This window comes from Streptomyces bambusae, from assembly GCF_019400985.1.
Lineage (GTDB): Bacteria > Actinomycetota > Actinomycetes > Streptomycetales > Streptomycetaceae > Streptomyces > Streptomyces bambusae_A.
The window spans coordinates 1-9,300 of record NZ_WTFF01000288.1 but is presented as its reverse complement, the minus strand read 5'-3'; the positions used below and the strand labels follow the sequence as shown (position 1 = coordinate 9,300).

Sequence of the window (9,300 nt, the reverse complement as noted above, 5' to 3'; positions counted from 1 at the left end):
GTATGATTCGATGCACGACAGCACGGCTGCGGCAAGTAGCAATGCGGGGGGGAGCGCGGCGGAGGGGTAGGGGGGGAAAGAGAGCGGGGGGGGGGGGGGGGGGGGGGGGGTCTGGGGGGGGGGCGGGGGCTGCGGGGGGGGGGGGGGCTACGGCGTGGACCTCGGCATCGGGGCGGGCCTCGATATCGGGGGTGAACCCGAGCTGGGCGGCGTTCCGTACGAGGGCGCGGCTGCGGGCGTGGGCGTACCGCACCAGGAAGAGATCACTGCTCTCGTCCTGGAGCAGTAGTCGCTCGGAAAACACGGGCCGCTCCTGCGGAGGCACGGCCAGCATGGCCCACCGGGCAGCCTCCGCCCCGAACCGCCGCACGACGTCCCCTTCACCACGGGGCACGGGGGCAACACGAAGCAGACCGGCATCACCACCGATCCCCTCGATCCCCTGACTCCGCAAGATCCGCCCGACAGCCTCCCGCACGACGAGCTCACGCCCGCCGGGCCCGGCCACCTGGCTGCTGGAAGGGCCGCTGGGAGAGCTACTGGAAGGGCTACTGGGAGAACTGCTGGGCCGATGATCCACACACCACCCGTAGGTGGCCCCCCGGGCAACCACGTCCCGAGCCACATCCGCCCAGGCGTCCCCACTCATCGCGAAGCTGAGGAATCCGGGTCCGGTGACGTCCACGCTCGCGATCCCCGGCAACCCCGCAAGACGCTTCCGCAACAGGCCGGCGACCTCCCGGGCGGGCTTCCCCGCGGGGCCGGCGATCCGCAGCGCGACGCTGCAGGCGTACTCCCCCACTCCCCCGGGCCGGGTCCTCTCGACCACCACGCGCGCGGGCACCTCTACGGCCAGCTCCCCGTCCGCCACGGCGCACCGCACGGCGTCGGCAACGGTGCGGGAGAGGTCGGCGGGGGTCACGGGACCAGCCTAGGGGAGGAGGTCCCCCTGAAGGCGAACCGGTTTCGCCATGTGAACACGGCGCCTGCGCTCGGTGAGCCGCCGCACGACCCGTACCAGCTCAGCGGGCTCGAAGGGCTTGGGAAGGAAGGCGTCCACCCCGGCCGCGATCCCGCTCTCCACCTCGTACTGCGTACAGGCACTGACGATGGCCACCGGCAGGTCCCGCGTCCGCGGATCGGCCCGCAACTGCGCGGCCGTCCCGAACCCGTCGAGCCGAGGCATGACCACATCCAGGGTCACCACGTCGGGGCAGACCCGGTGGACGACGTCCAGGCACTCGGCACCATCGGCCGCGGTCACGACCTCGAAGCCCTCCAGCTCGAGATTGACCTTGATCAGCTGCCGGATGACCTTGTTGTCGTCGACAACAAGCACCCGGCCCGAGGCGCCTGACACAACTCGAGAGTAGGTCGACCGAGGCCCCCGCGTCCGGGTTTTTGCCACTTCCACCCCCTCCGGGCGACCTCCCCCACCCTCCTCCCCAAACCCGTTCCTGATCACCCCTCCGAAGCTGGTAGTGTTCTCTCCGTCGCCGCAGGACGGCGACCCGCCCCCGTAGCTCAGGGGATAGAGCAACGGCCTCCGGAGCCGTGTGCGCAGGTTCGAATCCTGCCGGGGGCACTCCAGCAGAGACAGCGCGATCACGCCGCTGACCAGCTGAAGTGCCACGTATGAAGGCCCGGACTCAGTCCCACTGAGTCCGGGCCTTTGTCGTTGTCACGCACTGGTCCCGTGTGAGGGGCGTGTGAGCCACACACGGGGACTCAGGTGGCTGCTTCCTCCCCGCCCGGCGCCTCCTCAGCCGGGTCGGTCCAGCCCATCGCCTTCGCGATCTTCGCGTTGTTCAGTTCCTCGTGGCCGTCAATGCACCCCTCGTACCGCCGGTGGATGACCTCCGGGGAGTTGCCCGCGCGGCGGGCGACCTCTGCCACCGGCACCCCGGCGTTCAACCAGTTGGTGATGCAGGTGTGCCGCAGGTCGTACGGCCGGCGCGCGAGCGGTGAGGCTGCCCGGTCCGGAGGAAGCGCAAAAGGCCGCGCTTCCTGCCAGACCCTCCAATAGCTGGATGTTCCGAGCACTGCCCCACGCTCGTTGGCGAAGAGCCTTCCGTCCTTGGCCGTGCCGAACTCCTTGATGTGATCGCGGAGCATCGCCACCAGGAGCGGCGGTATGGGCACCGGACGGTCGGCCTTGACCTCGCGCGACTTGAGCCCCCGCCTGTCGTGGCGCTTCCCGGAGTCGGTCCACTTCTTGCCGGACACCGGCCGCGTCTCTCGGAGCGTGAGAGTGCCCCACCCCTGCTCCGGCAGGTAGCAGTCCTCCTGCCTCAGCCCGACCGCCTCCGCCGGCCGCATCGCCGCGTACAGCTGGCAGCCGAAGAACGCGACCAGCCTCCGCCCTCGGTTTCGGTGGATGGATCCGACGTAGGAGACGGCGGTGAGGAGCTGCGCGCCCTGGGCGGCGTTGACCAGGACCCTGGGGTCCACCACATCGTCGCTCCTGGAGACGGACCGCTTCACGCTGGCGAGAGGGTTCACGTCCAGGTAGCCCGACTCGATCGCGTACTCCATGGCCGTGTTGAAACCGCGCCGACGCCGCTTGTAGGTCTCCCCCGCCGCCGGGGTGTCGTCCAGCTTGAAGGCGAGCCGGTACTGGACGTCCCGCAGCACCTTCGGGTCTGTGAGGTCCGAGAGGGGCCGTGAGCGGCGAGCGAGCCACGTACAGGGCGCCACCAGCTCGGGCGGGGGCTCCTCGCCCTGGTGGGCCGGGACGACCGCCCAGCGCACAGCCAGCCGCACCTCCTCCGGCGTCGGGGCCTTGGCTCCGTCCCCCATCATGGCGATGGCCACCGTGGCGAGGCTGTCAGCCAGCCCCTCACGGGTCTTCGCCGCGGCCGTCCGCCACCGGACCGCCATGTACTCGCGGCTGAAGTCCCACCAGGTGGGGTCCGGCCTGGCGTTGTCCTTCGCAGCAGCCGCACGGAGTTCGGACTCCGGCAGGCCCGATTCCACGTCGAACGGCTGGCCCTTGGTCATCGCGGCCCACAATTCCGCGCGGCGGCTCTCAGCAAGCGCCACCGTGGCGAAGGTGGCGTGCCGCACCCTTCCGGCAACGACCCAGCGCAGTTGGTACGGGGCTGATTTGCTGAAAATCTTAGTGATCTTCCATATACGAACATCCGTTGTCAGGGTGAGATCGGCCGGCGGGGCCGGGTCCCCACCATCGCGGGGACCCGGCACCTGCTTGGTCTTGCGGTTGTTCACGCGGCTTCCTCCAGGGTTGCGATCCAGCGCTCCAATTCCGATCGCCGGATTCGCACCGCGCCGTTCGGGAGCTTGATGGCCTTGGGGCCCTTCCTGCACTGTCGCCAGCGGTAGAACGTGGCGCGCGGCACGCCAATCTCTTCGATTACCTGGGGGATGGTCAGCATTTCGTCGCGGGGCTTGGCCACGGCGAGGCTCCTTCGCGAAGCAGAGAGCTGTGGGCGAGAAACACCGGAGTCACTGACAGAACTGACAGAACCTGCCCCACACACCCACTGACCTGCAATTTCGGCGATTTCGAGGGCCGTGACAGAACCCTTGAAAACTCTGACAGAACCTCCGGTCCCGGTTTCCGTCGAAACCAGAGGGTGAGTTCTGTCGGAGTTGCCGGAGGTTTTGTCACGGCGCTCACGAACAGCGTTTACGCAGGTCAGCGGGGCGAGGCTGGGGTTCTGTCAGTTGTGTCGGTCCGGCTGGGGTTGTGTCACTCGCTTCGGGCGAGGCGGGGGTGCGCGTCGTACTTCGGGGAGGGCGGCCGGCCGCCGCGTCCGGTGCGCGGGGGCGGGGGCTGCTGTCGCAGCCAGCCGTGTTCCTCCAGCAGGGCCAAGGCCGGGTCGAGGTCGGCCATGGCGGGGAATTCCCCGCGGGAGAGCTGCCGGAACAGTTCCCGCTTGGTGAAGCCGGTCAGCCGGGCGTCCCGGATGTGGGCGAGGACCTGGTGGGCGGCTTCCTGGGCGGGGTCTGCGCCCATGACGTCGAATACGTGCTGGGCATGCGCCGTGAAGTAGTCCCCGAGGCGGGCCGCGTCGGCGAGCGTGGCGGCCTCGATGGGGCGCGTCCATCCGTTGTCGGTGTGGGTGGCGAGGTGGAGCAGCCCGGCGATCCGGGCGACCGCTCCGTCTCGCTTGCTGGCCCACTTCACGATGGCGGCGAGCGAGCCGCCCTTGCCGATCCGGGACTCGGTGACCTTCTGGTACGCCAGCATGACCGCGTCGGCCTCGGGCGAGAGGGTGAGCACTGCCGGGTCGGTCCAGCCGTTCATCGCCATGGCCAGGCCCCCGAGGTGGCGGGCGTACGCCTCGGCCACGTCGTCCGGGATGAGGTCCGGCGTGAGGTTCCGCCGGCCGACCAGCGATTCGGGCTGGGCGTACAGAAACCGGGCGAGCAGTCCGCGGCCGTCGGCGCCCTTGATCTGACCGATGGACTCCAGCACTTCGGGCTGTACGGCCAGCCCCATCGTCACCGCGGGGTGTTCGATGTGCTGGGCCTCGCGGCCCTGCCGGTTGACCCGCACCATGTCCCCGGCGTGGCCCTTGAGGAAGATCTCCATGTTGGGCGCGCCGCTGTAGCGGCCGGCGATGATGTCGAAAATGCCGCCCTCCGGGGAGAGGACGGAGATCCGGCCCTCCTGTTCGGTGAGGAGCGTCGCCAGGTTCTCCGGGGTCACGTCGTCCGCCACAAGCTGCGGCTTGCACGGAACCTTGATCTCCTCGGCGGCCTGGGCGAGGGCGACGGCCTCGGCGGTGAGCTGGTCCCGCATCCCCGCCTCGGCGTTCGCGGCCTTGGCCGCCGCTTTGTCGGCGGCGGCCTTGGCGAGGCGGGCGGTGGTCTCGGCCTCGGCGCGGGCCGGTCCCGAGAGTTCCACGAGTGCCTTCTCCACGGCCATGAGCGGTTCGGTCATGAGGGCGAACACGGCGCTCTTCCGGTTGCCCGGGTCCAGAGCGACGGCGGTGTAGAGGTTGACCGGCTCGCGCCACCGGCCGCGCACGCAGACGGTGGCCCGTCCGCCGGCCGCCGTGGCGATGACCGCGAGGGCCAGGCATCCGGCTAGGTCGGCGGGTGTCTGGGTCTCCTCCGCGACGGCGGACACCATATCGGCCAGCCAGGGAGGAAGGGCGTTCACCGGGAAGATGGGGAGATCCCTGCGGGCGGTGAGCGGCACCGGCTCGTCCCAGACCGGTCCGGTCACCTCCTCGGCGGCGAGTGCGTCGAACCCGGCCCAGAGGTCGGCGTCGGTGGGCTGCGCGGTCATGCGGCGGTCCTGCCTTCCTGCGGGTCCGAACGACGGGCTGAAAGGACGGCCTGACGGCCGACGACCTTCGGCGCGCTACTGCCGCCATGGGCTGCGGTGGATGCGGCGAGGCCCGGGTTGTCCGCGGGGGTCATGCCGCGTCCCCGGCGGCGTTGCGGCTGCTGCGGCGGATGCCATCGCGGATGCTGGCTGCGACGCGGGACGGCGCCAACCCTTTGGCGAGGGCGACCTCCGTGAGCGTGTTCGTGACTTCCTGCTCGGTGAGGGTTCCGGCCGCGATGAGCCTGCCGAGGGCGTACGCCGCGTTGTAGAGCGTGGTGTTTTGGGCGCCGGTGACAGCGGCTTGCAGCTTGGCGACCTCCCCGTTCAGGGCTGCGGTCGCGTAGCGGTCGGCCCGGCCGATCCGGGACCGGATGACGGCCGCGCTGAGGGGGGCGGGTGCCGGCGGCGGGGTGAGCAGGTCACCAAGCCACGTGGGGAGGGGGGCCGGGGGCGCGTCGTGAATGATCTCGTACGGCGCTCCGCCGACGATGCTGCCGGCCGCGACCACGTACCCGCCCCAGGCTCGCGTGTCGACCTTCCACCCCAGCCGCCCCGCGCTCCCACGTAGCGCTGTTCCCGGCGGCGCGGTGAAGTACAGGTGCTGTCCGCCGCGGCGGGTCCGCACGGTGAACGTCTCGGTCGGCAGCCGCTCGCCGACGCCCTCGCACACGGCGGCGAACACGTCGAGTCCGTCGTTCATGCCGTCCCATTCGGGCGGCGGGGTGTCGGTGGCGTCCTTGGGAATGTCGAGGTCCACGACCAGGAGTCCGGCGGGACCCGTGGCGATGCCGACGTTGTACGGGCCTGTCTGCCAGCACTGATTGATCTGTCCCGGCTCCCGGGTGGCGCGCTGTTCCGGGGTGCGGTGTCCGTCCGCGCATCGGCCGGTACGGGGGCAGTTCCGTTCGGGGTGGCCCGCGGGCCGCTTGTCACCGGGGCGGAGGGGAAAGACGGGCCAGCCGCGCTCAGCAGCGGCGAGCGCTGCGCTCAGCAGCGCGGGGGCATGGGTTGGTGTCATGCTGGGGGTCTCCTGTTTCTGTCGAAGGGACGGAGAACCGGGGCGGTCGCGGTCTTTGGCGAGAGGCGACCGCCCCGGGCACAGCTACTGCTTGCCGATCCAGAGGGCGTACTCCTGGCGGACGTAGCCGCGGGGCTCACGGATGCTGTCCGGGTGGTCGGGGGCGTACGGGCCATCCGCGTGGTCGCTCGGGCCGAGCCCGGCGGCGTCGTCCAGCTCCATCAGTCGGCGGGCCGCTTCGACCGCCAGAGTGGCCGCGTCCCCGGGGACGCGGTGGCGCTCGTCATCGAGGGCGATGCGGTCCAGCAGTGCGGCCTTGCGAAGCCAGAACTCCCGGACCTGGATGCCGTGCAGGCAGTCCCGGGCCCCGCGGGCGGTCCAGCCGATCTCGCTGATGATGCTCGGGGCCTTGGCGTAGGCGGTCTCGGGCGCCGGCCGGTGGCTCGGGTGCTGCTCGGCGGTGACGTACAGGCGGACGCGCTGCCCGTCGCGGGTGGGGTGTCGGCGGACCTGGCCGGTGGTGAACGTCTCGGACAGGGCCTTGGTGATGTCGGGGGCTTCGGTCGGGGTGCAGATGACGCGGATCTCGAACATGGCTGCCTCTCGGGTCAGGGTCAGAACGGCGGGCTGTCGCAGTGAGTGCAGCTCAGGTCGGAGCACCAGGGGTCATGCCACGTACCGCGCGGGCGGCGGCGGGCCCAGCACGGGGCCTTGGGCAGCCACAGGTGGGCCAGCGGCAGGAAGGGGGCGCAGTGGCAGTCGTCGTAGTCCGGCTCTTCGCCGTTCGCGCTGCCGTGCGCGACCTCGCCGAGCCCGCCGCAGTCCGTGCAGTGGGGGTCGGGGAGGCGGTGCAGGCCGAGCATCGGGCGGGGCCCGATCGGGCGCTTGCCGATGGGGTGGGCGTACCAGGAGCGGTGGTAGACGAGCTCCAGCCTGCGGCGTGCCAGGATGCGACGGATCACTGGGCTCCCTCGGTCGCGTCGGCCAGCTCATCGAACTTCAGGAGGAGTTCGCCGAGCTGGCGCCAGGCGAGGACCCGGGAGTAGGAGCGGGGCCATTCGTCGCAGTCGAGTTCCACGACCACGGTGTCGTCGGGGCCGATGTCCATGCCGGTTCTCCTCAGCTGTGGAAGTGGTTGCGCTTGAAGACTGCGCGGCGGATGTTGACCACCGTTCCGCCGTCGCGGCCGTTGCTAGTGCCGAGGACCTGGGTGGCGATCCAGCCGCCGAAGATGACCGCGGCGAGGATGATGAGCTGCTGAATCAGCGCGGCGACGGCAGCGATGAAGGTGGTCAGGAGCATCAGGCCGCCGCATGCGGCGGCGAAGCCGATGCCACCGAGAGCGATGTTGACGGCGAGCGGGTTGATGGCCGACCGCTCCCGGATGGGCTCGGAGGCCTTGGCGGGGGCGAGGGCGTAGCCGGTGATGAGGCGGCCGTCGGGGAGCTGGATCGTCTGGACGTCCGGCAGTACCTGCGGCTGGTGGACGGGGGTGAGGGGCCCCGGGGAGGGGGGCGGGATGGGATGCCAGGTGATCGGTTCGGGGTGGTGGGCGACGGGTTCGTGCGGCATGTGCATGCCTCCTGGGTGTGGGTCGGGCCCGCGCCGTGGTGGGTGGCGCGGGCCCGATGGGTGAGGTGTCAGGCGGGACTGTCAGGGGTGTCAGGCGGTGGTGTCAGGGGTGTCTGACAGCGGGTTTGCCTAGGGGTTTGGGTGTCAGGCCGGTCTGACGGTGTCAGGTGTCAGGCGGCTGTCAGGGCGGGGACGATGCGCCACCGTCCGGTGGCGTTCGTCGCCTCCAGGCGGCCCGCGAGGGCGGCTTCCTTGAGCCGCTCGGAGACCCACGGGCGGGAGAGCCGGTTTCGGTCGCACCAGTCCATGAAGTCCTTCGGCCCCACGATCATCTGCCCGGCCGCCTCGAAGTCCGCGAGCGCATCGGCGAACAGTCGCCGGGCCTCCTCCGGCGACGGCTTATGTCCCGACCCCTGCCCGAAGATCGGGGCATCATCGCCCTCTTCCGGGCCGGGGAGGTCGGCCTCGGGGTCGATGTGCGCATCCTCCGGGTCCACCAGCAGCCCGCCGTGCTCCATGTCGGGATCCTCCTCGGTGACGGCCCGGAGCGCGGGCGACTGCGGGGCGGTGGTGGGTGCCGGGCGGCCGGCGTAGAGGTGTCCGGCGATGGAGGTGAGGGCGCCGGCGGTGATGGGGTCGGCGGGGGCGCCGTTGTGCTGGGCCCAGGCAGCGAGCTGCTCCATGACCTGCACCGCCCGGCGGGTGAAGCGGCGCGTCCGCGCCGGGGACGCGTACCGGTCCTCCGCGATCCCGGGGGAGACGACGTAGCAGTAGCCGGGGCGCCGGTTGCCCCACGCGCCCGGGTGGGCGCCCGCGGCCAGCACCTCGTCGGGCAGACAGAATCCCTCGTCGCGCGGGTCGCAGCCGAGGGCGATGACGGAGGGGAGGGAGGCGCGGGTGCTGGTGGACATCTGGTCGTAGGAGGGCCGCTGAAGCGAGACGATCAACGCCATGCCGGCGGAGCGGGCCTCCTGGGCGATCCCGGTGAACGCGTCGTCGCCCAGGACGCGCAGGGTGTTGGCGGCCTCCTCGAACCACGAGACCATGAACGGCATGCCCGGGCAGCCGCAGGCCTGCTCGTCCGGCCGGCAGGTGTGCTCCTGGCTGGTCTGCTGCTGGGCAGCGGCGGGGACCCATTGGCGGTAGCCGTGCGCGCCGAGCCAGCGCGTGCGGGCGGGGATGGCGGCCTGGACGGCCTCCACCATGACTTCGGTGTCGGTGCCGCCTTCGACGGCCCAGTCCATGCCGGGCCGCAGCGGTGCGAAGTCCTGGAAGGCTTTCGGGTCGGAGAACGCGACGATGACGTCCTTGCGGGAGAGGATCTCCGTCAGTACGTTCAGCGCGGTGTCGCCCTTGCCGGAGCCGGTGCCGCCGGCGATGAGGACGTGGGTGGAGTTGCGGCCGGCGT

The 9,300-nt window shown here is 71.0% G+C and carries 10 protein-coding genes, 1 tRNA gene and 2 pseudogenes; 2 read left to right on the top strand and 11 right to left on the bottom strand.

Going from position 1 to position 9,300, the window contains the following annotated elements:
- Positions 1-154 precede the first annotated feature (154 nt).
- Positions 155-289, top strand: coding sequence for a hypothetical protein (locus tag GPJ59_RS37885; RefSeq protein WP_258025058.1), 135 nt, complete (start codon positions 155-157; stop codon positions 287-289).
- A gap of 372 nt (positions 290-661) precedes the next feature.
- Here the strand turns inward: GPJ59_RS37885 and GPJ59_RS38950 are convergent.
- Positions 662-883, bottom strand: a pseudogene (locus GPJ59_RS38950) (ArgS-related anticodon-binding protein NrtL); the annotation flags it as partial.
- A 48-nt stretch (positions 884-931) separates the two neighbouring features.
- Positions 932-1,408 (bottom strand): response regulator, encoded by a 477-nt coding sequence (locus tag GPJ59_RS28715; RefSeq protein ID WP_219670616.1) that lies wholly within the window; start codon positions 1,406-1,408, stop codon positions 932-934.
- Positions 1,409-1,513: 105 nt separating this feature from the next.
- On the opposite strand from GPJ59_RS28715, the gene GPJ59_RS28710 reads away from it, so the two are divergent.
- Positions 1,514-1,585: transfer RNA gene (locus GPJ59_RS28710), tRNA-Arg, on the top strand.
- Between the two features lie 143 nt (positions 1,586-1,728).
- On the opposite strand, the gene GPJ59_RS28705 is transcribed toward GPJ59_RS28710, so the two are convergent.
- The 9 genes and pseudogenes from GPJ59_RS28705 to GPJ59_RS28665 form a co-directional block, all read right to left on the bottom strand.
- Positions 1,729-3,204, bottom strand: coding sequence for a tyrosine-type recombinase/integrase (locus GPJ59_RS28705; protein WP_374200934.1), 1,476 nt, complete (start codon positions 3,202-3,204; stop codon positions 1,729-1,731).
- A gap of 20 nt (positions 3,205-3,224) precedes the next feature.
- Positions 3,225-3,500, bottom strand: a complete 276-nt coding sequence (locus GPJ59_RS28700; protein ID WP_374200933.1) for a helix-turn-helix transcriptional regulator — start codon at positions 3,498-3,500, stop codon at positions 3,225-3,227.
- Between the two features lie 212 nt (positions 3,501-3,712).
- On the bottom strand, positions 3,713-5,260 hold the full coding sequence (locus tag GPJ59_RS28695; protein ID WP_219670612.1) for a YfjI family protein: 1,548 nt from the start codon (positions 5,258-5,260) through the stop codon (positions 3,713-3,715).
- A 130-nt stretch (positions 5,261-5,390) separates the two neighbouring features.
- Positions 5,391-6,320: a bifunctional DNA primase/polymerase gene (locus GPJ59_RS28690; protein WP_219670611.1), complete on the bottom strand. Its 930-nt coding sequence runs from the start codon at positions 6,318-6,320 to the stop codon at positions 5,391-5,393.
- A gap of 84 nt (positions 6,321-6,404) precedes the next feature.
- Positions 6,405-6,914, bottom strand: a complete 510-nt coding sequence (locus GPJ59_RS28685) for a hypothetical protein (protein ID WP_219670610.1) — start codon at positions 6,912-6,914, stop codon at positions 6,405-6,407.
- A 20-nt stretch (positions 6,915-6,934) separates the two neighbouring features.
- Positions 6,935-7,282 carry a hypothetical protein gene (locus GPJ59_RS28680; RefSeq protein ID WP_219670609.1) on the bottom strand — a complete coding sequence of 116 codons (348 nt, stop codon included), beginning with the start codon at positions 7,280-7,282 and terminating at the stop codon, positions 6,935-6,937.
- The gene (locus GPJ59_RS28675; protein ID WP_219670608.1) at positions 7,279-7,428 is read right to left on the bottom strand and encodes a hypothetical protein; all 150 of its coding nucleotides are present in this window, start codon (positions 7,426-7,428) and stop codon (positions 7,279-7,281) included. Before GPJ59_RS28675 ends, GPJ59_RS28680 begins: the two co-directional genes overlap by 4 nt.
- 11 nt (positions 7,429-7,439) lie before the next feature.
- Entirely contained in the window at positions 7,440-7,892 is a 453-nt protein-coding gene (locus tag GPJ59_RS28670) for a hypothetical protein (protein WP_219670607.1), read from the bottom strand.
- 170 nt (positions 7,893-8,062) lie between these two features.
- Positions 8,063-9,300, bottom strand: a pseudogene (locus GPJ59_RS28665) (plasmid transfer protein TraB); the annotation flags it as partial.

What these genes read in the sequence shown, in the direction of transcription:
- GPJ59_RS28675 (WP_219670608.1), bottom strand. Translation starts at nt 7,428, where the DNA reads ATGGACATCGGCCCCGACGACACCGTGGTCGTGGAACTCGACTGCGAC.
- GPJ59_RS28695 (WP_219670612.1), bottom strand. Translation starts at nt 5,260, where the DNA reads ATGACCGCGCAGCCCACCGACGCCGACCTCTGGGCCGGGTTCGACGCA.
- GPJ59_RS28685 (WP_219670610.1), bottom strand. Translation starts at nt 6,914, where the DNA reads ATGTTCGAGATCCGCGTCATCTGCACCCCGACCGAAGCCCCCGACATC.
- GPJ59_RS28690 (WP_219670611.1), bottom strand. Translation starts at nt 6,320, where the DNA reads ATGACACCAACCCATGCCCCCGCGCTGCTGAGCGCAGCGCTCGCCGCT.
- GPJ59_RS28670 (WP_219670607.1), bottom strand. Translation starts at nt 7,892, where the DNA reads ATGCCGCACGAACCCGTCGCCCACCACCCCGAACCGATCACCTGGCAT.